22 protein-coding genes are annotated in these 23,832 nt (G+C 68.8%); 13 read left to right on the plus strand and 9 right to left on the minus strand.

Translation table 11 applies throughout. The annotated features are described in order from the left end of the window. Positions 1-4 precede the first annotated feature (4 nt). The 4 genes from AC1DDH_RS08450 to AC1DDH_RS08465 form a co-directional block, all read right to left on the minus strand. Positions 5-334, minus strand: coding sequence for a biotin/lipoyl-containing protein (locus tag AC1DDH_RS08450; protein WP_018775751.1), 330 nt, complete (start codon positions 332-334; stop codon positions 5-7). Further along, positions 327-1,322 carry an alpha-ketoacid dehydrogenase subunit beta gene (locus AC1DDH_RS08455; RefSeq protein ID WP_476955251.1) on the minus strand — a complete coding sequence of 332 codons (996 nt, stop codon included), beginning with the start codon at positions 1,320-1,322 and terminating at the stop codon, positions 327-329. The genes AC1DDH_RS08450 and AC1DDH_RS08455 overlap by 8 nt, the downstream gene beginning before the upstream one ends. 115 nt (positions 1,323-1,437) lie before the next feature. Then, positions 1,438-2,475: a thiamine pyrophosphate-dependent enzyme gene (locus AC1DDH_RS08460; protein WP_476858808.1), complete on the minus strand. Its 1,038-nt coding sequence runs from the start codon at positions 2,473-2,475 to the stop codon at positions 1,438-1,440. Between the two features lie 106 nt (positions 2,476-2,581). Next, positions 2,582-4,018 (minus strand): amino acid permease, encoded by a 1,437-nt coding sequence (locus tag AC1DDH_RS08465; RefSeq protein WP_476955228.1) that lies wholly within the window; start codon positions 4,016-4,018, stop codon positions 2,582-2,584. A gap of 183 nt (positions 4,019-4,201) precedes the next feature. Here AC1DDH_RS08465 and AC1DDH_RS08470 point away from each other — a divergent pair, with 183 nt between their 5' ends. Further along, complete coding sequence (locus AC1DDH_RS08470) at positions 4,202-4,678, plus strand: Lrp/AsnC family transcriptional regulator (protein WP_028277521.1); 477 nt, start codon at positions 4,202-4,204, stop codon at positions 4,676-4,678. On the opposite strand, the gene AC1DDH_RS08475 is transcribed toward AC1DDH_RS08470, so the two are convergent. Next, positions 4,675-5,334, minus strand: coding sequence for a maleylpyruvate isomerase N-terminal domain-containing protein (locus tag AC1DDH_RS08475; protein WP_476955229.1), 660 nt, complete (start codon positions 5,332-5,334; stop codon positions 4,675-4,677). The genes AC1DDH_RS08470 and AC1DDH_RS08475 overlap by 4 nt on opposite strands. A gap of 218 nt (positions 5,335-5,552) precedes the next feature. On the opposite strand from AC1DDH_RS08475, the gene AC1DDH_RS08480 reads away from it, so the two are divergent. From AC1DDH_RS08480 to AC1DDH_RS08500, 5 genes are read left to right on the plus strand one after another with little or no spacing between them, the layout of a single operon-like run. Further along, positions 5,553-6,269 (plus strand): NUDIX hydrolase, encoded by a 717-nt coding sequence (locus AC1DDH_RS08480; RefSeq protein ID WP_476955252.1) that lies wholly within the window; start codon positions 5,553-5,555, stop codon positions 6,267-6,269. Further along, positions 6,266-7,573, plus strand: coding sequence for a quinolinate synthase NadA (gene nadA / locus AC1DDH_RS08485; protein WP_476955230.1), 1,308 nt, complete (start codon positions 6,266-6,268; stop codon positions 7,571-7,573). Before AC1DDH_RS08480 ends, nadA begins: the two co-directional genes overlap by 4 nt. Next, the gene (locus tag AC1DDH_RS08490; RefSeq protein WP_476955231.1) at positions 7,570-9,420 is read left to right on the plus strand and encodes an L-aspartate oxidase; all 1,851 of its coding nucleotides are present in this window, start codon (positions 7,570-7,572) and stop codon (positions 9,418-9,420) included. Before nadA ends, AC1DDH_RS08490 begins: the two co-directional genes overlap by 4 nt. 35 nt (positions 9,421-9,455) lie before the next feature. Beyond that, on the plus strand, positions 9,456-10,382 hold the full coding sequence (gene nadC / locus AC1DDH_RS08495) for a carboxylating nicotinate-nucleotide diphosphorylase (protein ID WP_476857533.1): 927 nt from the start codon (positions 9,456-9,458) through the stop codon (positions 10,380-10,382). 8 nt (positions 10,383-10,390) lie between these two features. Continuing rightward, positions 10,391-11,545 carry a cysteine desulfurase family protein gene (locus tag AC1DDH_RS08500; RefSeq protein WP_476955232.1) on the plus strand — a complete coding sequence of 385 codons (1,155 nt, stop codon included), beginning with the start codon at positions 10,391-10,393 and terminating at the stop codon, positions 11,543-11,545. Between the two features lie 80 nt (positions 11,546-11,625). Here the strand turns inward: AC1DDH_RS08500 and AC1DDH_RS08505 are convergent, their stop codons facing one another. Continuing rightward, positions 11,626-12,111 (minus strand): GtrA family protein, encoded by a 486-nt coding sequence (locus AC1DDH_RS08505; RefSeq protein ID WP_476857822.1) that lies wholly within the window; start codon positions 12,109-12,111, stop codon positions 11,626-11,628. A gap of 4 nt (positions 12,112-12,115) precedes the next feature. Beyond that, the gene (locus tag AC1DDH_RS08510) at positions 12,116-12,790 is read right to left on the minus strand and encodes a DUF1684 domain-containing protein (RefSeq protein ID WP_028277528.1); all 675 of its coding nucleotides are present in this window, start codon (positions 12,788-12,790) and stop codon (positions 12,116-12,118) included. A gap of 126 nt (positions 12,791-12,916) precedes the next feature. On the opposite strand from AC1DDH_RS08510, the gene AC1DDH_RS08515 reads away from it, so the two are divergent. The 3 genes from AC1DDH_RS08515 to AC1DDH_RS08525 all read left to right on the plus strand — a co-directional run bounded on the left by AC1DDH_RS08515 (position 12,917) and on the right by AC1DDH_RS08525 (position 16,160). After that, complete coding sequence (locus AC1DDH_RS08515) at positions 12,917-14,374, plus strand: M20/M25/M40 family metallo-hydrolase (RefSeq protein ID WP_476955233.1); 1,458 nt, start codon at positions 12,917-12,919, stop codon at positions 14,372-14,374. Between the two features lie 117 nt (positions 14,375-14,491). After that, positions 14,492-15,271, plus strand: a complete 780-nt coding sequence (locus AC1DDH_RS08520) for a hypothetical protein (protein WP_476955234.1) — start codon at positions 14,492-14,494, stop codon at positions 15,269-15,271. A gap of 85 nt (positions 15,272-15,356) precedes the next feature. Next, positions 15,357-16,160, plus strand: a complete 804-nt coding sequence (locus AC1DDH_RS08525; protein WP_476848886.1) for a transglutaminase-like domain-containing protein — start codon at positions 15,357-15,359, stop codon at positions 16,158-16,160. Positions 16,161-16,186: 26 nt separating this feature from the next. Here the strand turns inward: AC1DDH_RS08525 and AC1DDH_RS08530 are convergent, their stop codons facing one another. Then, positions 16,187-16,648, minus strand: coding sequence for a MarR family winged helix-turn-helix transcriptional regulator (locus AC1DDH_RS08530; protein WP_223916163.1), 462 nt, complete (start codon positions 16,646-16,648; stop codon positions 16,187-16,189). After that, the gene (locus AC1DDH_RS08535; protein WP_476857818.1) at positions 16,648-17,772 is read right to left on the minus strand and encodes an LLM class flavin-dependent oxidoreductase; all 1,125 of its coding nucleotides are present in this window, start codon (positions 17,770-17,772) and stop codon (positions 16,648-16,650) included. The genes AC1DDH_RS08530 and AC1DDH_RS08535 overlap by 1 nt, the downstream gene beginning before the upstream one ends. Before the next feature lie 277 nt (positions 17,773-18,049). Here AC1DDH_RS08535 and AC1DDH_RS08540 point away from each other — a divergent pair, with 277 nt between their 5' ends. From AC1DDH_RS08540 to AC1DDH_RS08555, 4 genes are all read left to right on the plus strand, one after another. Then, a complete protein-coding gene (locus AC1DDH_RS08540) occupies positions 18,050-19,477 on the plus strand; it encodes an MFS transporter (RefSeq protein ID WP_476858798.1) in 1,428 nt (475 codons plus the stop codon). A gap of 43 nt (positions 19,478-19,520) precedes the next feature. After that, positions 19,521-20,552 (plus strand): M20/M25/M40 family metallo-hydrolase, encoded by a 1,032-nt coding sequence (locus AC1DDH_RS08545; RefSeq protein WP_476858797.1) that lies wholly within the window; start codon positions 19,521-19,523, stop codon positions 20,550-20,552. 473 nt (positions 20,553-21,025) lie between these two features. Further along, entirely contained in the window at positions 21,026-22,297 is a 1,272-nt protein-coding gene (gene ectB, locus AC1DDH_RS08550) for a diaminobutyrate--2-oxoglutarate transaminase (RefSeq protein WP_476857815.1), read from the plus strand. Positions 22,298-22,372: 75 nt separating this feature from the next. Next, positions 22,373-23,824 carry an aspartate kinase gene (locus AC1DDH_RS08555; protein ID WP_476955235.1) on the plus strand — a complete coding sequence of 484 codons (1,452 nt, stop codon included), beginning with the start codon at positions 22,373-22,375 and terminating at the stop codon, positions 23,822-23,824. Positions 23,825-23,832 lie beyond the last annotated feature (8 nt).

The following is a 23,832-nucleotide window of genomic DNA, read 5'->3' on the forward strand; positions in this document are numbered from 1 at the left end:
GCTCTCAGTCCTCATCAAGTACGGCGCTCAGGCGGACCCGGCGCTTAGGTGCCTCTTCCTTCGGGACCGTGCCCACGATGCCGGCGGTGTTGTCCGGCACCTCAAACACAATCAGGGGCTCGCCGACATTGATCTTGTCGCCGGGCCCGCCGTAGATACGCACTACCTTACCTGCCTGCGGGCTGGGCAATTCAACGGCCGACTTGGTGGTTTCGACCTCCACGAGCGGCTGGTTGCGCTCCACCTGCTCGCCCGGGGAAACCAGCCATTCCAGCACGGTGGCCTCGATCAGGCCCTCGCCGAGATCCGGGAGCGGGAAGGAAATTTCAGCCACGTTTGTACTCCAATACTCGCTGGATGCCGAAGAGGATCCGGTCAATGTTCGGGATGTATTCATCTTCCAGGTCGCCCGAGGGGTACGGGACGTCGAAGCCGGTGATGCGCTCCACCGGCGCCCTGAGGGTGTCGAAGCAGCTTTGCGTGATCAGCTGCGCCACTTCGGCGCCGAGGCCGGAGGTCAGCGGCGCCTCGTGGACGACGACGGCGCGGCGCGTCTTGCCCACGGAGGCGGCGAGGGCCTCGGCGTCGATCGGCTTGAGCCAGCGCAGGTCCAGGACCTCGATGTCTATCCCGTCCTCGGCCGCGAGCTCCGCCACCTGCAGGCAGCGCGCCACCATGGCGCCCCACGCGACCAGCGTGAGGTGGCGGCCTTCGCGCATCACCTTGGCGCCGGTGGGGGCGCCGCCGTCTGCGTCGTCGTCCGCATCGCAGTGCGCAAGGTCCACCTCACCCTTCTGCCAGTACCTCGACTTGGGCTCCATGAAGATCACCGGGTCCGGCCGCGTGGCGGCGTACTTGAGCAGGTGGTACGCCTCGTGCGGGTTCGACGGCGAGACCACCTTCAGGCCCGGTACGTGGGCGAAGAGCGCCTCCAGGCTTTCGCCGTGGTGTTCGGGGGCGCGGATGCCGCCGAAGCTGGGCACCCGCAGGGTGATGGGCATCGGCATGGTGCCCCGGCTGCGGTAGTTCATCCGGGCGATTTGGCAGACGATCTGGTTGATGGCAGGGTAGGCGAAGCCGTCGAACTGGACCTCGGGAATGGGGTGGAACCCGGCCATCGCCAGGCCCACGGACATGCCCAGGATGCCGGATTCCGCCAGCGGGGTGTCAAAGACGCGCTGCGCGCCGTGCCTGGCCTGCAGCCCGTCGGTGATGCGGAAGACGCCGCCGAGCCGGCCGCAGTCCTCGCCGAAGATGACGGCTTTGGGGTTGTCCGCGAGGACCTCGTCGAGGGCGCGGTTGAGTGCTTGCTGCATCGACATCACCGTGGTGGCGGGCTCGCTTCCGGCCGGGTTGGTGACAGTGTCGTCGGCGGTGTTGTCGGCAGTGTTGTCGGCAGTGTTGTCGCCTGCGGCGTCTACGTTTTCGAGAATCGAGTTAGACATGTTCGGACTCCTCGCGCCAGTTGGCGGCCTGGGCCTGCAGGGCAGGGGTGGTTTCCTGGAAGACCAGGTCAAACATTTCGGTGCCGGGCCGGGAGCCCAGGGCCTGGATGCCGGTACGGATCTGCTCCTCTTCGGCCTTGGCCGCGGCCAGCGCTTCGGCGAAGAACGCCTCGTCGGCGATACCATCGGCCAGCAGCCGCTGCCGCAGCCGTTCGAGCGGGTCGGTGCCGGCGCTGTCGCGTTCCTCGTCGAGGGAGCGGTAGCGGCCCGGGTCATCGGAGGTCGAGTGCGGGCCACGGCGGTACGTCATGGCCTCGATGAGCACGGGGCCGTTGCCGGCGCGGGCGTGGGCGAAGGCGCGGCGGGTCGCCTCGAGGACCGCGACGACGTCGTCGCCGTCGATCTTCAGCGCGGGCATGCCGTAACCCGCGGCGCGGGCCGCGACGGAGCCCCCGGCCACCTGCCGTTCGGTGGGGACCGAGATGGCCCAGCCGTTGTTCTGGACGAAGAACACGACGGGCGCCTTCATCACGGCGGCGAAGTTCATCGCCTCGTGCACGTCGCCCTGGGAGGAGGCGCCGTCGCCGAAGTACGTCATTGCGACGCCGTCCTTTTTGTCCAGCGTTTGGCCGTGGGCCCAGCCGACGGCGTGCAGGACGGATCCGGCAACTACCGCCTGGATCGGGGCCAGCCGGGATTCCAGCGGGTTGTACAGGCCGCCGTGCCACGTGGCCTTGTGGGTGGACATGTAGGCCACCATGTCCACCCCCATGGTCCGGGCAACGCCCATTTCGCGGTAGGTGGGGAAGACGAAGTCCCGGGTGGTGTCCACGGCGTAGCCGCTGCCCACCTGGGCCGCTTCCTGGCCGAGTTCGGGGGCGTAGCCGGGGATGATGCCCTGCCGCTGCCAGGCGATGGCCGAGGTGTCGAGGTGCCGGACGGCCACCATGAGCGAATAGAGCTCGCGGAGTTCATCGGCTGTGAGCGGCCCGGCAGCGCTGCCGGAAGCCACGGGGAGAAGTGTGTCCATGCCTGTGACCCTAGTCACCGGCGGCGGGGTGGGCAATCAGACTAGGCTGGGGTGCCCAGACTGCACACTTATGCCGCCCCGCGCGCCGGTGAGCTTGGCAATTTGTCTAGCGGCTGGGCTGTTCCGCCTGGTCGGCTTTTGCGCCGGCGCCGGCGGCGGCGGCGTTGCGGTTCCGGGTGATCCGGGCGCCGGTCCAGCACGCCACGGCGATGCCGGCCACCAGTACCAGGGTGCTGACCAGCTGCTTGCTGCTCTCCGGGCTGCTGAAGCCGACGGCGAAGATCAGTGCCAGGAGCACGAGCCCGAAGATCGTCAGCCCGGGGAAGCCCTTCATCCGCAGCGGCAGCGCCGTGCCGTCGCGGTCTGCCCGGCGGCGCAGGATCAGCTGGGACACCAGGGCCGAGCCCCACACAACGAGGCAGGTGGAACCGACCAGCTGGAACAGCGCCGGCAGGATCTGGTCGGGGAAGAGCAGTTCCAGGACGGCGGCCAGGAAGCCGAAGGCCACGGAGACGCTCACCGCCACGACCGGGACCCGGGCCGTGTTGAGCCTGGAGAGGAACTTGGGGGCTTCGCCGCGCTCAGAGAGCGAGTACACCATGCGGGACGCGCCGTAGAGGTTGGCGTTCAGGGCGGACAGCAGCGCGATAACGGCGACCAGGGTGATCGCGGCGCCGGCGCCGGGGATCCGGGCGACGTCGAGGACGCCGGCGAAGGGGGACTTCAGGGCCGCGGAGGTTGAGGGAAGGACGGCCGCGATGACGAATACCGAGCCGATGTAGAACACGAGGATCCGCCAGACGACGGTGCGGATCGCCTGGGCGACGCTGCGCTCCGGGTTTTCCGTCTCGGCCGCGGCCACGCTGACAATCTCGGTGCCGCCGAAGGCGAAGATGACGACGAAGAGTGCCGTTGCGATGCCGCCCAGGCCAGCCGGGGCGAAGCCGGATGTGAAGTTGCCGAGGCCAGGAGACGGGACGTCCGGCAGCAAGCCCAGCAGCAGGGCCCCGCCGATGGCCAGGAATATCACGATCGCAGCCACCTTGAGGATGGCGAACCAGAATTCGAACTCGCCGAAGTTCTTCACGCCCGCCAGGTTGATGGCGGTGAACAGGGCCATGAAGATCAGGGACAGTGCCCAGACGGGGATCACCGGCCACACAGTGAACAGGAGCCCGGCCGCGCCGAGGGCCTCGGCGGCGATGACCACCACGAGCTGCAGCCACCAGAGCCAGCCGACGGTGGCGCCCGCGGTCTTGCCCATGGCCTTTTGCGTGTACACGGAGAAGGCGCCGCTGTTGGGATTGGCCGCGGCCATCTCTCCGAGCGCCCACATCACCAGGATGATCAGGGTTCCGGCGACGAGGTAGGAGATCAGCACGGCCGGTCCCGCCGCCTGGATTCCTGCCCCCGAGCCGAGGAACAGGCCGGCGCCGATCGCGCTGCCCAGTCCCATCATGGTCAGCTGGCGTGGTTTCATGCTGTGCCCCAGGCTCGGGGCGGGAACCGCGGTGGGTAGCGTCGCGGTGGACTTCATCGTCATGGCGAACCTTCGTGTGGTTTGGATCTTTGCGTCCTTATGGGACCTATTGAATTTACCGGATTTGGGCCCGGCCCCCGGCCGCCGGGGCGCCTCCGCCGTGAGAGCATGGTGGCAGTTTGCTAACTGAATCGGGGCATCGGTGGCTGTTTGTCCGGCCCGGTCCCGCTTGGGAAGGAAGAATCAGTGGACGTTGATCCGCTTGATGCAAAGATTGTCCGATTTTTCACGGATTCCCCCCGGGCCTCGGTCCTGGAGGCCTCCCGGGTGCTGAAGGTTGCCCGCGCCACGGTGCAGTCGCGCCTGGACCGGATGCAGGACGCCGGCGTGATTGGCTCATGGGTGCCCCAGCCCGATCCGGCGCACTTCGGCTACCCCGTGGTGGCTTTCTGCTCCCTCACGATCAACCAGGACCTCGGGCACGACGCCGTCGTGGAGGCCCTGGCGCGGATCCCCGAGCTGATTGAGATCCATACCGTCTCCGGGAGCTCGGACCTCATGGCCCGGATAGCCGCCCGCTCCAATTCGGACCTCCAGCGCGTCCTCGATGCCATGATCGCCACCAGATCGGTCCTGCGCTCGTCCTCCGTGATCGTGCTCAATACGCACTTCCAGGGCCGCACCCTGCCGCTGCTGGAAGCCGCGGCCGCCGGCACGGGCTAGAGGACACTCAGGTTTTCGGGCAGGCTGGTCCGGCCGGTGAGCAAGAGCAGCAAATCACCGGCGGACGGCAACCGGGAGCCGATGGCTCCGGCGAGCTCCAGGGAGGCCGCGACCGCCGGGGCCAAGGCGGCGGGCGGCGGCAGGCCCAGGGCGCGCGCCAGATCCAGGGTGTGCACGGCCAGCTCGAAGGTCCGGGTCGGCAGGTAGTCGATGAGCGTCATTACTCCGGCCGGGGTGGCCACCAGGGCATCGTCGGGCGTGTTCCTGACGAGGGCCGTGACGCGTTGGACAAGCTCCCGCACGGCAGCGGCAGGGTCCTCGCCCAGCGCCTCCCCGGTTTCCCTGCCCCGCTGCGCAATCGCGGCGGGCGAGGTGGCGCCCCGGACGCCCAGGAAGTATTCCACCGGACCGGGCACCCGCGCCCCGGCGGCCGGGGTGGCGAGGTAGGTTTCCACGGTTGTCAGGGCCCGGCTCGTGTGGCCGGTCAGCGCCCGGACATCCCATTCACCCAGTGCCGGCCGCGACCACGCCTGGTGCGGTACCTGCCCGGCGAGCTCCATGAATGCCTGGGCCGCTCCCGCGTATCGGGCCCTGACCGCCTCTGCGCCCGCTGCCTCTGCGTCCGTGCCCTCCGGGTCCATGACTTCTCCGTCCATAGCCTCGATTAATACCGTTGCCGGCACCCGCGGACAAGCCCGGTCCGTGCGCCGGCGGCATCCCGGTCCGGCCCATGTGACCTGAAACATTTTGCGCCCGGGTGGCGCGGCCGTATCATTAGTTCTAGTCAATGTGACTATAACTAATCCGGCGGTCGGGCCGGATCCAGCCGGGCAGTCCATCGCGGGACCCGCCCGGGACCTCAGAGGGCGGGTAGATCACCGTTTACATCACAGCAGCCAACGTCTCGGAGCGCCAGACCGCGCCGCCGTCGCTGGCCATCTCCACGGTGATCTTTGCGCTGCGTCCCAGCGAACGCTCCGGGCGGCCCACGCTGTGGATCCCGCTGGTGCGCCGGATCCGCGAACCGTTCAAGGGCCTCTGGGCGCTGCCGGGTGGCCCGCTCACGCACTCCGAGTCACTCCAGGACGCCGCCTCGCGGAACCTGCGCGAGACCACCGGGCTGGCCCCGAACTACCTCGAACAGCTCTACGCCTTTGGCGGGCTGCACCGCTCGCCCACCCAGCGCGTCGTCTCGATCGTGTACTGGGCACTCGTCCAGCCCACGGAGGCCGCGCTGGCCGACGAATCGGAGAACGTGCGCTGGTTCCGCGCCGACAGGCTGGACGGGCTGGCCTTCGACCACAACTCGATCGTCGACTACGCGCTGTGGCGGCTGCGCAACAAGATGGCCTACGGATCCATCGCCTACCACCTGCTGGGCGAGTACTTCACCCTCGCCCAGGTCCGGGAGGTCTACGAGGCCGTCCTGGACCGCGAACTCGATCCCGCCAACTTCCGCCGGCAGGTCAAGGCCACGCCGGAAATCGAAGAAACCGACCATTATCTGCAGGGCGGCAAGCACCGCCCGCCCCGCCTCTACCGCTTCACCGGCCGCCCAGGCCTCGACCCAGACAACAGGAGCACACCATGAGCAGCGTCAACACGGCAATCCAGCTGATCACGCGCGAGCAGGCCACTACTCTGGCACAGGGCACGGCCGCCTCCACCTGCAGCCCCGCGCTGGCCCGCGGGCCCTGGGACTACGACCTCGCCGAGGCCCTCGCCGGCGTGCCCGGCTACGGGCCGGGGGCCTCCTCCACCGACGTCGCACCGGCCTCCACTCCCCGGCAGGGCCAGCTCCCGGAAGAATACAAGCTCGCTTCCGACGCCGACCTCGACGCCCGGATCCGCGCCGCCAAAGCGGCACTGGGGGACCGCGCCGTCGTGCTGGGGCACTTCTACCAGCGCGACGAAGTGATCGAATACGCCGACTTCGTGGGAGATTCGTTCCAGCTCGCCAACGCCGCCCTGACCCGGCCCGACGCGGAGGCCATCGTCTTCTGCGGCGTGCACTTCATGGCCGAGACGGCGGACATCCTGTCCCGCCCCGACCAGGCCGTGATCCTGCCCAACCTGGCCGCCGGCTGCTCCATGGCCGACATGGCGGACATCGACTCGGTCACCGAGTGCTGGGAACAGCTTGAGGAGGTCTTCGGCACCGAGCCCGACGCCGAGGGCCGGGTCCCTGTCATCCCGGTCACCTACATGAACTCCTCCGCCGCCCTCAAGGGCTTCTGCGGCGAGCGCGGCGGGATCGTCTGCACCTCCTCGAACGCCGCGACCGTGCTGGAATGGGCGTTTGAACGCGGCCAGCGCGTGCTGTTCTTCCCCGACCAGCACCTGGGCCGCAACACCGCGAAGGCCATGGGGGTGCCGCTGGAGCAGATGCCGATGTGGAACCCGCGCAAGGACCTCGGCGGCAACGACGAACAGGCCCTGCTCGACTCCCGGGTAATCCTCTGGCACGGCTTCTGTTCGGTCCACAAGCGCTTCAACGTGGGCCAGATCGAAAAGGCCCGCGCCGAGTTCCCCGGCGTGCAGGTGATCGTGCACCCGGAATGCCCCATGGAGGTGGTGGATGCCGCCGATTCCGCCGGGTCCACCGACTTCATCAAGAAGGCCATCGCCGCGGCCACGGAGCCCACCACGTTTGCGATCGGCACCGAGATCAACATGGTGAACCGGCTCGCTGCGGAATACCCGCAGCACACCATCTTCTGCCTCGACCCGGTGATCTGCCCCTGCTCCACGATGTACCGCATCCACCCCGGATACCTCGCCTGGGTCCTGGAAGCGCTCGTCCGCGGCGAGGTGCTGAACCGCATCACCGTGGACGAGGACGTGGCCGCCCCGGCCAGGGTGGCCCTGGAACGCATGCTGGCGGCGCGGCCGTGACCAGGCGGCTCGTGATCGTCGGCAGCGGGATTGCTGGGCTCTACGCCGCGCTGCTCGCCACCGACGACGCCGCCACCGGCGGCCGTGACATCGAAGTGGTCCTCCTGAGCAAGGGGACGCTGGAGCAAAGCAACACCTTCTACGCCCAGGGCGGCATCTCGGCCGTGCTGGCCCCGGAGGATGCTGCCCCCGGGGACTCCGTGGCAGCGCACATCGCGGACACGCTCGCCGCCGGTGCCGGGCTCAACGACCCCGAGGCAGTCCGGATCCTGTGCACGGAGGCTGTCCGGGACATCGCCGGCCTGGGCCGCTACGGCGTGCACTTCGACGCAGCTCCCGACGGCGGACCGGCCCTGGGCCTGGAAGCGGCACACTCGGCCCCGCGCATCCTGCACGCCGGCGGGGACGCGACGGGCGCCTGCATCGCCCGCGGGCTCGTCGCCGCCGTCCTCGAACGCGCCGTCCTGGACCGCGCCGGCCACGGCCGGCTCCGGGTGGAGACCAGCGCGTTCGTCACCGGGCTCCTGACCGAACCTGGTGTCCGCCCGGAAGCTCCGTCACAGCCCGGCAGCGCACCCCCGACGCCGGCCCGGGTCACCGGCGTGGCCTACCTGGCTGGCGGACGGCCCCAGGAGCTGGCCGCCGACGCCGTCCTGCTCACCACCGGCGGTGCGGGCCGGCTCTTTGCCCGCACCAGCAACCCCGCCGTCGCCACCGCCGACGGCCTGGCCCTGGCCTGGCGTGCCGGCGCCGCGGTGCGGGACCTCGAGTTCTTCCAGTTCCACCCCACCACCCTTGCCGCCGGGGAGATTCCGGGCGGGCCGCCGGCCCTGCTCATCTCCGAAGCGGTCCGCGGCGAGGGCGCGGTGCTGCTGGATGCCGCGGGATACCGCTTCATGCCCGACTACCACCCCGACGCCGAACTGGCCCCCCGCGACGTCGTCTCCCGCAGCATCGCCATGCACCTGGCCGCCACCGGGGCCGCGCCGGACAGCCCGGTCTACCTGGACGCCCGCGGCATCGAGGCAGAGCGGGGCGCGGGCTTCCTGGCCCGGCGGTTCCCGACCATCACGGCGGCCACCCTCGCCGCAGGGTACGACTGGACCACGGAGACCGTACCCGTGTCCCCGGCTGCCCACTACTGGATGGGTGGCGTGTGCACCGACCTGTGGGGCCGCACGTCGGTACCGGGCCTGTATGCCGCCGGCGAGGTGGCCCGCACGGGCGCCCAAGGGGCCAACCGGCTGGCGAGCAACTCGCTGCTGGAGGGCCTGGTGTTCGGCCGCCGGGCGGTCGAGGACTTCCTGCGCGCCGACCCGTCGCACGACACCACTGCTCCGCGTGCTCCCCACGATCCCCACGATCCCCCTAGCCTCGCAAGCTCGGCCAGGGAACCCGGATCGTGTGGGCCCACGGCCGCGGGCGGCCTCCCCTTGACGCACGCTTCCGCAGCGCCGTCGCACGACTTCACGTCAGGGGAGGACACTTTAGCGAGCGTGTCCGAAGATTTTGTGAAGTCGGTATCCGCGTACGGGGTTTTCTCGCGCGACGCTCTTCGGCGGTTGATGACGGCGGACGCCGGGGTAATGCGCAGCGGGGAGCAACTGCGGGAGGCGGAGACCGTGCTTGCGGCCTGGGACGCCGTTGTCCATTCTGAGACCGCTCCCGATGCCGGCCACAGTGACTGGCTCTGCCAGGATGCCCATGAGGACCGGAACCTGCTCCTCGCGGCCCGCCTGCTTGTGGCGGCTGCCCTGAACCGCACGCAGTCCGTCGGAGCCCACTACCGGGCGGACACGGACGACGCCTCAGCCCTCACCCATTCCATGCAAAGGATTTCCTCGTGACCACCACTGCCCACGCAACCGCTGCCCCGGAAACCCTGCCCTCCCGCACCGCGGCGCTCGCCGGGAGCCTGCCCGAGGCCGCCGTCCTGGCCGTCCTCCGCGCGGCGCTGCAGGAGGACGCCCCGTACGGGGACGTCACTTCCCAGACGCTCATCCCGGCGCAGGCGCGGGCCACCGCGGTGCTCAACGCCCGCGTTCCCGGGGTGCTGAGCGGCGGGGAGGTCTTCGCCGCGGCGATGCGGCTGACCGACCCGGGCGCCGTCGTCGAACTGCTGGTCCACGACGGCGAGGCCTTCGCCGCCGGAACCGCCCTGGCCCGCGTGACCGGGAACGCCCGCGCCGTGCTGCTGGCCGAACGCGTCGCACTGAACCTGGTCCAGCGGATGAGCGCCATCGCCACCAAAACGGCCGAGTTCGTGGCGCTCGTGGCCGGCACCCGGGCCCGGATCACCGATACCCGCAAGACCACGCCGGGGCTGCGGGTGCTCGAACGCTACGCCGTCCGCTGCGGCGGTGGCGCCAACCACCGTTTCAGCCTCTCCGACGCCGTCCTGGCCAAGGACAACCACCTGGCCGTCCTCACCGGCGGCGATCCGGCGAAGCTGACCGCAGTGCTCAGCGGCGCCAAGGCCCAGCTCGGCCACACAACACACTTCGAAGTGGAGGTGGACACCATGGAGCAGATCGAGCCCGTCCTGGCCGCCGGGGTGGACACCATCATGCTGGACAACTTCTCCCTGGCCGAGCTCGCGGCCGGCGTCGGGCTGGTGGGCGGCCGGGCCCGCGTCGAGGCCAGCGGCAACGTCAACCTCGCCACCGTGGCGGACATCGCGGCCACCGGGGTGGACGTCATCTCGATCGGCGCCCTGACGCACAGTGTCACGGCACTGGACCTCGGCCTGGACATTGAGCTTGACGTCGAGCCGGCCGTCGACTCAGGCGCCGGCCCGGCGGCCGGCTGAGGCGCGCCATGATCTTCCTCGACGCCGCGGCCACCACCCCGGTCCGCCGCGAGGTGCTGGAGGCCATGTGGCCGTACCTCACGGGCGAATTCGGCAACCCGTCAAGCCATCACTCCCTGGGTGAGGCGGCTGCCGCGGTGCTCGCAGGGGCCCGCGCCGCAACCGCCAGGGCCCTCGGCTGCCGTCCCGGGGAAGTCGTCTTCACCTCCGGCGGCACGGAAGCGGACAACCTCGCCGTCAAGGGCATTGCCCTGGCCCGGCGCGCCGCCGATCCGCGCCTGGACCGGGTGGCGATCAGCGCCGTCGAGCATTCCGCGGTGGAAGAATCCGCCAGGTACCTTGAACGGGTCCACGGGTTCGCCGTCGACGTGATCCCCGTGGACCGCTTCGGGCAGGTGAGCGAAGAGGCCCTCGCCGCCGTGCTGCAGCCCGGCACGGCCCTGGTCAGCATCATGTACGCCAACAACGAGGTCGGCACGGTCCAGCCCATCGCCCGGCTCGCGGCGCTGGCGCATGCCCACGGGGTCCCGTTCCACACCGACGCCGTCCAGGCCGCCGGCTGGCTGCCGCTGGACACCGGCGCACTGGGTGTGGACGCGCTGAGCATTTCCGGCCACAAGCTGGGCGCGCCCAAAGGCAGCGGCGCGTTGTTTGTGCGCGGCCGGGTCCGGCTTGAACCGCTGGTCCACGGCGGCGGGCAGGAACGGGGCCGCCGGTCGGGCACGGAGAACGTCGCCGGGGCCGTGGCGCTGGCGACGGCACTGGCGCTGCCGCGGGAACCGGCCGGGCACGTCGCTGCCCTCCGCGACGGGTTTATTGACGCCGTGCTGGCCGGTGTTCCCGGCGCACTGCTCACCGGCCACCCCACCGAGCGGCTGCCCTCGGTGGCATCCTTCTGCTTCCCGGGCACCAGCGGCGAGTCCGTGCTGCTGGAGCTCGAACGCCAGGGCATCATCTGCTCCAGCGGTTCCGCGTGCGCCGCCGGCTCGGATGCGCCCTCGCCGGTGCTGCTGGCCCTGGGCATCGAGCCCGAGATCGCCCAGACGGCGGTGCGGTTCAGCTTTGACTCGACCGTGACGGCAGCGCAGTTGCAGGAGGCGGCGGCCGCGGTCCGCAACGCCGTCGCCGGCGTCCGCTCCCTCGGGACCCCCTCCACCGGTTGAGCTGTCACTAAATGTCTTTATCGGGCCTCCATAGCGGCTTGAACTGATAGCTCAACCCGGGGTGAGGGCCCCGGGCGACGTCAGCGGTGGCGGGCGCGGCGGAAGATCCAGTGCCGCAGCATCGTGAACCGCACGGCGGTGGCGGCGAAACCGGAGAGGGTGGTGGTCCACAGCTCCTCGGCCACGGTGGCGTCCGGGTTGACCCAGTGCAGGACGGCGAGGCTGCCGCCGGTGATCAGCAGCGCGACGACGATCACGATCAGGCCGTTGAGGTGGTCGCGCTTCATCCGGCGGCGTTCGGTGATCTTGAACGTCAGGCGCCGGTTGAGGGCGGTATTCATGAACGACGTCAGGATCAGGGCCGCCGCGTTGGCCGGTTGGGCCCCAAGCCAGGGCCGGGAGAGGGCGTACAGGGCCAGGGAGGTCAGGGTGCAGACAATGCCGACGCCGGTGAACCGGATGAGCTGCCGGACCACGGGGTAACGGAGGACTCCACGGTACCGGCGGGTCTTCGGCCCGAGGACGACGGCGGGGGCAGGGTCAAGCTGTTCGAGCTGGGACTCCATCCGCTCAGTACAGCTCGCCCACGGGGATGTCCACGGCCAGCCGGTTTGCCGGGCCCGCCAGCGGACATGCCCAGGCCTCGTTGTAGGCGCACGAGGGGTTGTAGGCGAAATTGAAGTCCAGGATGAATTCGGCCTGGGGCCCGGAGCCCCGCACGCCGTGGAAAGCTCCCTTGATGGTGTCCAGGAGGTAGCGTCCAGCGCCGTAACTGCCGCCGGGCTGGCCTGCGGTGGCGTCACGGAACGGCACGAAGATGCCCCCGCCGTAGCCCCTGAGCTTCCAGACCGCGAGCTGTCCCATCTCGGGCAGGTCGAAGGTGCCCAGCCGCACAAACCGGACCAGGCCGTCGGTCCCGGTCTCTACGTTCATCTCCCGCCCGGCGCCCTCGGGGGTCAGCGGGACGTGGAAACGGTAGATCGGATCGTAGTCCGCCGTCTTCAGGCCGCCGAAAGTGGCTTTGGCCTCGGCCGTCAGCGCGGAGGCCGGGTGGGTGCCGAACATGCGGTCCCGCTCCTGGCGCCAGTAGGAATGCGCCTCGGCCGGGCTGTCCGCGGCAATCTTTCGCGTGGTGGCGTAGAGGGCAAAGGTCCGCAGCCGCCAGTCCGCGATATCGAGGGCCGACATGCCTGCCACGTCGCCCAGATCCCCAAAGTGCGTTCCGTCAATGCTCTGTTCGGCCATGCCCCCAGCGTATCCGCTTTCGCGGGGCCGAAATTTGTGCCCCGAAATTGTGCCCCGGATTCCGGGGCCGGACCCGCGCGCCGAATAGCCCGTTCCGGCGGACCCTCCGGCCGTAGACTTTCGCGCATGCGCAACCCCCTGCAGGACGCGGCCGCCGGCAATACCCTCAAGAGCCCCGGCGGAACACCGGGCGGCCCCGGGCACCCGCCGGGCGCCGGGCGCGCGGCGGCGTCGCTGGCGGAGCTCGTGACGTATCGGACCGTGTCCATCCGGGCCGAGGGGTCCTCCCGGGCCGGGGCCTCCCATGCCGGGGCCGGGGTGGAAACAGCCGAGTTCGAGGCCTTCATCGCGGCGCTGCCCCGGTTGTATCCGGCGGTCCATGCTGCCCTGGAACTGGAGCGGGTCAACGGCCACGCCCTCCTGTACCGCTGGCCCGGCGCCGCACCAGCGGAGGACCCAGCGGCCGTGCACCGGGCGTCGGTGCTGATGGCGCACTACGACGTCGTCCCGGCAGACGACCCGGGGGAGTGGACACACCCGCCGTTCTCCGGCCACAACGACGGCACGTTCCTCTGGGGCCGCGGGACGCTCGATGACAAGGGCCAGCTCGTGGCCATCCTGGAAGCGGCCGAGAGCCTGCTGCTGGCGGGGTATGCGCCCGCGCACGACCTCTACTTCTCGTTCGGCAACAACGAGGAGACGGCCGGCAACAGCGCGGCGGCCGCCGCGGACCTGCTGGCCGGCCGCGGCGTGGTGCCCTGGCTCGTGCTGGACGAGGGCGGTGCCGTCGCGGGCGGCGCCTTCCCGGGGGTGAGCCGGCCGGCCGCCGTCGTCGGCGTGGCCGAAAAGGGAATCCTGGACGTGGAGCTGCTGACCCGGGACCCGGGCGGACACGCCTCCACACCGCCGCGGATGGGGGCGACGGCGCGGCTGGCCCGTGCCATCACCCGGATCGAGCGCAGCCCGTTCCCGCAGTCGCTGCCGGAGGTGACCGCCGAGATGCTGCGCCGCTTCGGCCCGCACACCCCGCCACCGCTGCGGGCCGTGTTCGCGAACGTGGCACTGCTCCGGGCGCCGATCACCTGGCTCTTCGGCCGGCTCGGCAGCGAGACCAACGCCATGACCCGAACCACCGTCGCCATCACCACGCTCGAAGGCAGCTCCGGGGCCAACGTCCTCGCCGCCACGGCGAAGGCCAACGCCAACATCAGGGTGGCGGTGGGGGAGACGGTCGAGGGCACCATGGCACTGCTGAGGAAAATCATCCGCGACCCGAAAGTCGAACTACGCGTCGTGGAGGGCAACGACCCGTCTCCGGTGTCGCCGTCCTCGGGGGCCCAGTGGGACCTGCTGGCGGACTGCATCGGGCAGGTCTTCCCCGAGGCGATCATCACCCCCTACATCATGATGGGCGGCACCGACTCGCGCCGTTTCACCGGGATCTGCGGTGCCGTGTACCGCTTCGCGCCCTTCTTCATGGACGTCCGGGCCCGCGGCTCGATCCACGCCGTTGACGAAAAGATCGGGCTGGAGACGCTGGAGCAGGGGGTCCGGTTCTACGAAACACTGATGCGGGAGCTCTGAGTCATGCGGCGCCCCGGCTACGCTGGCACCATGACAGGGACGGCCCCTTCTTCAGCAGGCACCGCTTCTTCAGCAGGCACTGCATCTTCAGCAGGCACCGCAGGAATCCGGTGCGCTGTGCTGCGCACCGGCGCGGTGCTCGCGGTCGCGGCGGCAGCCCTTTCGGGCTGCAGCAGCGACGGCAAGGGGACACCGGTCTGGACCGCAGGCAGCAGCACGGCGGACAGTGCAGGTCCCGGTGCGAGTGAGAGTGCGACGCCGTCTGCCACCACTGGTGCCGCCGCCTCGGCCGGCGCTTCCCCCAGCGCGGGCTCGAGCGCAGCGGCCTGGAAGGTCTTTACCGACCCGGCAAAGTCCGTCAGTTTTGAGGTGCCGCAGGACTGGATTGTCCAGTCCGTAGCTCCCGACGCCGGTGCCCTGCCCGGGGCGCTGAAGATCACCGTCAAGGACGCCGGCGGCGCTTACCTGGCCACCTTGCAGACCGGCCTGCCCCCGCAGCCGGCCGCGGCCTGCCCGGACGACGCCGCACGCAACTACGTCGTGGTCAGCAGCGTGCCGGTTGACCTGCCGCACGCCGGCGGCGGGGGAACCATTGACCCGCACGTGGTGTTCCGGGTGATCCAGGGCTACAAGTACTTCGGCTCCTACGGCATCACCAACGTGGTGGGCGGCGCCGGCGGCAGGAGCTGCGCGTTGCAGAACGTGGTCCGTGGCCCGGCCGGCAAGGGGGACTATTCGTTCGGGGACCTGACAGTGCTCAAAGCGTTGGCGCCGGACCAGAAGGTTGCCCCCGCCAAGGCCTTCGACACTCTCGACCAGGCGGCCAAGTACGTCAATGAGGGGTCCGAATTCGCGAACCTCCAGCGGATGCTAATGTCTCTGAAGATCAAAAACTAGTCCCGCCCGCCCCGCACATCCCCGGGCCGTTGACGGCGGCTTCCCCTGCACCCACCTCAATCCCACATCCCGGAGACAGAGATACATGGAACGCGCCGTAGCCGCCCGCCTGGCCTTCAAGACCGTTGCCGAAACCAAGGTGGCTCTCGCCGTGGCGGTGGCCCGGAACGCCGGCTACGACTCGATTGAAGAATCGCTCAGGGTGACCGCGGGAGGCGGGGACGTGCCGCTGACCGAGCTCTCGGACCATCACGGCGGCCGCTTCCACTACATGGAATTCGCCGAACCCACCGAAGTCCTGGTTGAGTATTCGGCCACCGTCACCGGCTTCGCGCTGCCCGAGGAACCCGGGCTCATGGAACTGATCCGCTATGTCCGGCCCAGCCGCTACGCGGAATCGGACCGGCTGTTGCCCACCGCCTATGCCGAATTCGGCGGGCTCCAGGGCGAGGAGTTGCTCCACGCCGTCCGGGACTGGGTTTTCAACGAGCTGCGCTACGTCAGCGGATCCTCGCGGGGGACCGACGGCGCGGTCGAAACACTGCTGCACCGCCGCGGCGTCTGCCGGGACTTTGCCCACCTCGCCATTGCCCTGCTGCGTTCCAAGAACGTCCCGGCCCGGCTGGCCGCCGTCTACGCCCCGGGACTGGCCCCGATGGACTTCCATGCCGTGGCCGAGGCGCACATCAACGGCGCCTGGCACGTCATCGACCCCACGGGGCTGGCGCCACGGGAGAGCATGCTGCGGATCACGGCAGGACGCGATTCCTCGGACACCGCCTTCCTGTCCACCGTGGGCGGCAGCCTGTCCCTGAAGGAACTCAGCGTCACCGCCGTCGTCGATGACCTGCCGCAGGAAGACCCGGCGCAGCTCGTCGCGATCCACTAGGCAGCGCACGGCCTCACGGCACGGTCTTAGCGCACGGAGACAGCGGCACGGAGCTTCTCGGTCAGCCGCAGCAGCTCCTGCTGTTCGGCGGCGGAGAGGGCCGGGCCCACGAGCGCGGCGATGTCGCGCACGTGTTCCCGGCCGATCTGCTTCTGCAGGTCCCGTCCGGCATCGGTGAGCCGGATGAGGATCCCGCGGCCGTCCTCCGGGGCTGGAGTCCGTTCAACGAGCCCGCGCTTCCCGAGCCGCTCCACCAGCCGGCTCAGGCTGGACTGGCTCAGCAGCACGTTGTCGTTGAGTTCGTTCAGGCGCAGCCACCCGGAGGGGCAGCGGGAGAGCGTAAACAGGACGTCGTACTCATTGAGCGCCAGGGCTTTGAATGCCGGCGCCGCCTGCAGCTTGCGCATCACCGCCACCTGGGCCCGGAACAGGGACTCCCAGGTTTCCGCGGCCAGGCGTACCGGCGATTCGGTAGTCTTGGCGGGCATCATGAGCCCTGAACGGTGGTCTCTGCCGCGGCGGCGTCGGCGGTGCCCGCTGCCAGTGCGGCCGCCACCCGGCCGGCGTGCGTCGGCGGTTCGGGAACGTGTGCCGGCTTGAGCGCGGCATATTCCTTGCGCAGCACCGGCAGCACTTCCTCGCCGAACAGGTCCAGCTGTTCCAGGACGGTCTTCAGCGGCAGGCCGGCGTGGTCGATCAGGAAGAGCTGGCGCTGGTAGTCGCCGAAGTACTCCCTGAACGTCAGGGTCTTTTCGATCACTTCCTGCGGGCTGCCGACGGTCAACGGGGTCTGGGACGTGAAGTCCTCCAGCGAGGGGCCGTGGCCGTAGACCGGGGCGTTGTCGAAGTAGGGGCGGAACTCCTTGACGGCGTCCTGGGAGTTCTTCCGCATGAAGAACTGGCCGCCGAGGCCCACAATCGCCTGGTCCGCCTTGCCGTGGCCGTAGTGCTCATAGCGTTCGCGGTAGAGGCCGATCAGCTGCTGGTAGTGCTCCTTGGGCCAGAAGATGTTGTTGGCGAAGAAGCCGTCACCGTAGTACGCCGCCACTTCGGCGATCTGCGGCGTGCGGATCGAGCCGTGCCACACGAAGGGGGCGACGCCGTCGAGCGGGCGGGGGGTGGAGGTGAAGTTCTGCAACGGGGTGCGGTGCTTGCCGGACCAGTTGACGGTGTCCTCGTCCCAGAGGCGGCGCAGCAGGGAGTAGTTCTCGATCGCGAGTTCGATCCCGTCCTGGATGTTCTTGCCGAACCAGGGGTAGACGGGGGCGGTGTTGCCGCGGCCCAGGACCAGGTCCACGCGTCCGTCCGCGAGGTGCTGGAGCATCGCGAAGTCCTCTGCGATCTTCACGGGGTCGTTCGTGGTGATCAGGGTCGTGGCCGTGGACAGGATGATGCGCTCGGTCTGGGCCGCGATGTACGCCAGCGTGGTGGTGGGGGAGGACGAGAAGAACGGCCGGTTATGGTGCTCGCCGATGGCGTAGACATCCATACCGATTTCCTCTACCTTTTTGGCGATCGCCACGGACGCCTTGATGCGTTCGTGCTCCGTCGGGGTGCGGCCCGTGGTGGGGTCGGTGGTGATATCGCTGACGCTGAATACGCCGATCTGCATGGTGTGCCTTTCCGTGGCCGGGGTGGATCCGGGATCTGTTTCTACTATAGCCGATTTAGATGCGTTTGCATCTATCGACCGGTATAACGCCCGGCGTGGACGAATATTCCCGCGCCGTTCCGGCCGGGTTTGCCGCCCCGTCTTCCCGGCCGCGTTGCCGGCCGCGTTCCCGCCTTCGGCGACGGCGCGGGCCTAGGATGCAATCAATCGGCTGGCCGCGAGGTGCCCGCCCTCCCGGAAGGCCGCCATGCGCCGTGTTGTAGCTTTTCTGTGTCTGGTGGAGCTCACCAGTGGAGTCCTGCAGGGCTATTACACGCCCATCCTCACCGATATCGCCCGGCACCTGGGAATCCACGACGCCGACGTCAACTGGTTCGAGGCCGCGCAGCTCATGGTCAGCGCCCTCGCCGTCCCGGTGCTGGCCAAGCTGGGGGACATGTACGGGCACAAGAGGATCCTGCTGGTTTCCACGCTGGTCACCGCCACGGCCTCCTGGGGCGTCGCGCTCGCCCCGGACTTCTGGACCTTCCTGGCCGCGTGGTCGTTCCAGGGTTTCTACGTGGTCTGGCTGCCCCTGGAAATTGCCCTGATCTTCAGCCGCGTCCATCAGTTGCCCGACGGCGCCGCCCGCACGCGGCGCGCGGCCGGCGTCCTCGTCGGGGCGCTGGAAGCCGGTGTCATCGCCGGGGCGCTCGCCGCCGGTGCGCTCGTGGAAGTGTTCGCGGGCCAGCTGCAGCTGGTGCTCCTGGTCCCCGCGGTGGCCGTCTCCGCATGCTGGTTCGCCGTCAGGTTTGGCGTGCCGGAGTCGCGGGAGCGCAGCGGCGGACGCGTGGACACCCGCGGCTTCACGCTCCTCGCCCTCGGGCTGCTGCTTATCACGTCCGGTCTGACCTTCATGCGCCTCAACGGGGCCGGCGCGTGGTGGCCGTGGGCGCTGGTGGGAGCCGGAATTCTGGTGTTCGTTCCGTTTGCGCGGTTCGAGCTGCGCGCGGCCGATCCGCTCGTCGACATCCGAATGCTGCGGGGTAAGTCCATGTGGCCCGTCCAGCTGACCGCCGGGCTCTTTGGCGTCTCGGTGCTCGGCGCGCAGGCCCCGCTGTCCACCTTCGCCCGGACGGATCCCGCGCTGCACGGCTACGGCCTCGGGCTGCGCGCTGGGCAGGTCTCCATCATCATCGGGGTCTACGTGCTGGCGCTGCTGGTGGGCGCGCTGCTGTACCCGGTGGTGACCCGCCGGCTCACCCCGCGCTGGACCCTCGTGGGCGCCGCCACGCTCGTGGGCCTGGGCTACCTGCTGTTCCTGCCGTTCCACGGCAGTCTCGCCCAAGCGCTGGCCAACATGGCGATCGCCGGTGTCGGCTCCGGGGCCCTCGTGGCGGCGCTGCCTTCGGCGGCCGCCGCGGCCGCGCCCCTCAACCGGACCGCGATGGCCACGGGTTTGACCAACACCACCAAGACCATCGGCGGAGCCTTCGCGTCCGCGGTGTTCGGCATCGCCCTGGTCAGCCACGTCCTGGCCGAGGCCGGGGCCGGCGCGGGGGACGCCGGTCAGACCGCGGCGCCGCTCGCTGGCTACCTCACGGTATGGACCATCTGCGGAGTCACCGGGCTTGCCGCCGCTGCCGCGCTGGTGGTGGTGCCCCGTCTGGCCTTCTCCGACCCGGCGGCCGTGGCCGCCGCACCGCTTAGGGCCGGCTCGCACTAGGGGTGGCCTTCCTCCCCGGCGACTGAGGCAGTATGTTCTTAGCGTGACGGGTACGCGGAGGTACGAGCGGGGGCGCGCGGCGGCCGCGGCTGTCCTGGTGGCAATCAGCCTTTTGGTTTCGGGATGTTCGGCACCCACCGTGCTGGCCCCGGCGAGCACGGTGGACGCGCGCGCGGTGCTGGCGGCGTTCGAGTCCCGGGACGTGGTGGGGCACCTGCAGGCGCTGCAGCGGGTTGCCGATGCCAACGGCGGGAACCGGGCCTCGGGCACCTCGGGGTATGAGGAGTCGGCCCGATACGTCGAGGAACAGCTGCGCGCGGCCGGGTACTCGCCGGTGCGGCAGAGCTTCACGTTCAAAGAGGACGGCCGGCGCGGCAAGACGGTGGAGTCCTTCAACATCCTCGCCGACACGGGTGGCGATGCCGGGCACACCGTGGTGGTGGGTGCGCATCTGGACTCCGTGCAGGAGGGCCCGGGCATCAACGACAACGCCAGCGGGGTCGCGGCCGTCCTGGAGACCGCGCGGTGGATGAAGGAGGCCGGGATCACCCCGGCCAACCGGGTCCGGTTCGCGTTCTGGGGCGGCGAGGAGGACGGGCTGTACGGGTCCCAGCACTACGTCGACGAACTCAGTGCGGCCGAGATCGGCCAGACCGCGGCGAACCTGAACGTGGACATGGCGGCCTCGCCCAACGGTGTGCGGTCCGTGCATGACGGGGACGGATCGGATTTCGGCGACGGCGGCCCGGCCGGGTCCAAGGCGATCGAGGACATCCTGTTCCGGTACTTCCAGGAGAACGCGCTGCCGGCCGAGACCACGCCTTTTGACGGCGGCTCGGACTACGACGCCTTCCTCTCGGCCGGCATTCCCGGCGGCGGGCTGTTCACCGGCGATGTCGAGAGGAAGACCCAGGCCCAGGCGCAGTCCTTTGGCGGGGTGGCCGGCAAGGACCTGGATCCCTGCTACCACGAGGCCTGCGACACGATCGCCAACACCAACCCGGAACTGCTCACCGAAATGTCCGGCGCCCTGGCCTACGGCACCGTGGCCTACGCGATGGCCAAGACCGGCTAAACACCAGCTTCGCCTTTCAAACGACTCTCAAAACGGTGTCCCATCCCTCGCCGCGTTCGCCGTCCCCGTTGGCAGAGGAAGTCGGATGTCCATGGCGCCGGCGCCCATGTCTGCCGGATGCCCGGCGGCCGGCATTTTTCCGAGTAGCCCGGGGCCGCAAGAGGTGAGAAACCCCGCCGAATCGGGTAGTTAATCAGCCGTTTGAGGGGAAAAGACAGGTACCCGCTACTCAGGTGCTGTGAGTTTCCTGAGATTACGATAAGAAACGGAAAAGCATTTGGGCAGGCGTCTAGGGTCTGCCCAGTTCCCGCCTAGAGCACCTCTATGCGGGAGTAAATACGGGCCCGTGAAAGCAACGGTCAGTGCGCCGCAGGCGCTGCGCTGTCCCCTTCCCGCGCCCGTCATCCGGAAAACCCGGGTTGTGTTTGCGCTCGGGCAACGTCGCTAGTCGGAAGTACGGGGGACATCGACAGATGGATATCTTCGAAAGCTTGGAGTCTGAGGTCCGCAGCTACTGCCGCAGTTGGGACACCGTGTTTGAACGTGCGTCCGGCAGCAGCCTCTACAGTGAAGACGGCAGAGAATATTTGGACTTCTTTTCCGGTGCCGGAGCACTGAACTACGGGCACAACAACCCGGTGCTGCTGCAGCCGCTGGTGGACTATCTTCTCTCCGGCGCAATCGTTCATTCACTCGACATGAAAACACCGGCCAAGCGGCGCTTCCTGGAAACCTTCCGGGAGTTGATCCTTGAGCCCAGGAATTTGGACTACAAAGTCATGTTCCCCGGACCGACGGGAACAAACTCAGTGGAGGCAGCCCTGAAGCTTGCCCGGAAGGTTACCGGCAGGCAGCATGTCCTGAGCTTCACCAACGCGTTTCATGGGATGACCCTGGGATCGTTGTCGGTCACGGGAAATTCAATGAAACGGCAGGGAGCCGGCGTCCCGCTGACGAACACATCGAGCATGCCCTATGACGGGTTCTTCAATGGTCAGATGCCGGACTTTCTGTGGCTCCGGCAAGCCCTGGAGGACAGGGGATCGGGCATCGATAAGCCCGCAGCGGTGATCGTGGAAACCGTCCAGGGCGAGGGTGGGCTCAGGGCCGCCCGGGTGTCCTGGCTGCGAGGCCTTGCCGAGCTGTGCCGGCAACACGACATCCTGCTCATCGTGGATGATGTCCAGGCCGGCTGCGGACGGACCGGGACCTTCTTCAGCTTCGAGGAGGCGGGGATCACTCCGGATATCGTCTGCCTGTCGAAGTCCATCTCGGGCTTTGGGCTGCCTTTGGCACTGACACTGTTCAAACCCGGACTGGATATTTGGAAGCCTGGCGAGCACAACGGAACGTTCCGGGGGCACAACCCGGCATTCGTCACCGGCGCCGCCGCCCTGGAGCACTACTGGCGGGACGGCAGCTTCCAGTCAAGCGTCGCGGGGCTCATTTCCCAGCTCCACGAGGGGCTTACCCAGATCGCAGCGGGCGTCGAAGGCGCCACGGTCCGTGGCCGGGGACTGCTCGCGGGTGTTTACTACCCCAACCCCGAGACTGCGGAGAAGATTGCGGCCGAATCCTTTGCCCGGGGTCTGCTCGTGGAAACGTCCGGACCCGAAGGTGAAGTGGTCAAGACGATGCCCGCGCTGACTATCAGCCCCGAGGATCTTCAGAAGGGACTCGATATTCTCGCTGCGGCCGCAGTGACTGTGACCGGGGAGCCGGTGGCCTTGGGATCAACCATTTGAGCATCCGATCAGGGCGAAACGGCTCGAAGGGGCCAGTGCCCCTTGCAAGAATCGAAGTAGATTTCGGGGAGCAAAATGGGTACCCGCAAGGCAGCAGCTTTCAACGACAGTGATCTAGCGGAAACCGACCGGGCGATTCCCCCGGGTAGTGTCATTGTTCAAAAGTTTGGCGGTTCGTCCCTGGCAGATGCCGCGGGTATCCTCCGGGCAGCCGAGCGGATCGCCAAAACACGGACCAACGGCTATCGGGTCGTGGCGGTGGTGTCCGCCATGGGGGACACCACCGATGAACTCTGCGATCTTGCCGCGGAAGTTTCCGCCCGGCCCTTGCCTGTGGACCTTGACGCCCTGCTGAGCATCGGCGAGCTTGTGTCCTCGGCCCTTTTGGCGATTGCCCTGGCGGATCTCGGCCAGCTGCCCCGCACATTTACGGGCAGTGCGGCCGGCCTCATTACCGACAACATCCACGGCAAGGCACACATCACCGATGTCAGGCCGGACCGCGTCCGCAGTAGTCTGGCCCGTGGCGAGGTCCCCATCGTCGCAGGATTCCAGGGCAGGACGCAGAAACGGAACAGGGTGACCACGCTCGGCCGTGGCGGCTCGGATCTCACAGCGGTCGCCCTGGCCGCTGCGCTCGAAGCCGATATTTGCGAGATATACACGGACGTCGACGGCGTCTACACCGCGGACCCCCGGGTTGTCCCGACGGCGCGGAAGATCGAGATCCTCTCGAGCGAGGAAATGCTTGAGTTCGCCGCCTCCGGCTGCAAGGTATTGCACCTGCGGTGTGTTGAATACGCCCGCCGGTTCGGTATTCCGATCCATGTGAGGTCCTCCTTCGTGCCGGAGCCCGGGACGTTGATCCTGCCCGGCCTTGACCGTCATCCACTGCTCCAGCCCGCCAGGGAACAACCCGAGGTGACCGCTGTAGCCGGGGTCAACTCGGCGTCGAAAATCACTGTCGTGGGAATTCCGGACCAGCCGGAGAGCATGGCGCGCATCTTGCATGTCCTCTCTCGGTCCGGGGCGCATGTCCAGGCAATTGTCCAAAATACGGCCGGCCCCGGCCCGAGGCGTTCCGATGTTGCACTGATCGTGCCTGCTGCCCATGCAGGTAACGCCCTTGCTGTGCTGGATGCCGAAAAGGGAAGCATTGGATTTGAAGGTTTGCAGCACGACGACCGGGTGGGCCGGGTGTCCATTACTGGACTGGGCATGCGGTCGTCCCCGCAAATCTTCTGCACCTTCCTCAAGGCCCTGTCCGACGCCGACGTGGAGCTCGATCTCGTCGACATCTCCGAGACGTCCGTGGGGGCTGTCACGCACGCCGACCGGCTCGCGGATGCCGAGCGCGCTGTCCGGCGGGCCTTCGGCATGACCCCGGCGGACGAGGCAACGGCGGCCGGTCATGAAGGCCATCTCACACCCGCTGTTGGCCCCCCGCTCCAGACGTGGGTCCCGATTTCCGGCCAGGATATGACCCCTGTTCCGGCGGGCGACAGAACTGTGGCACGTCACTTCTAGCGAAGGAG

The organism is Arthrobacter sp. 10T425, assembly GCF_056393985.1.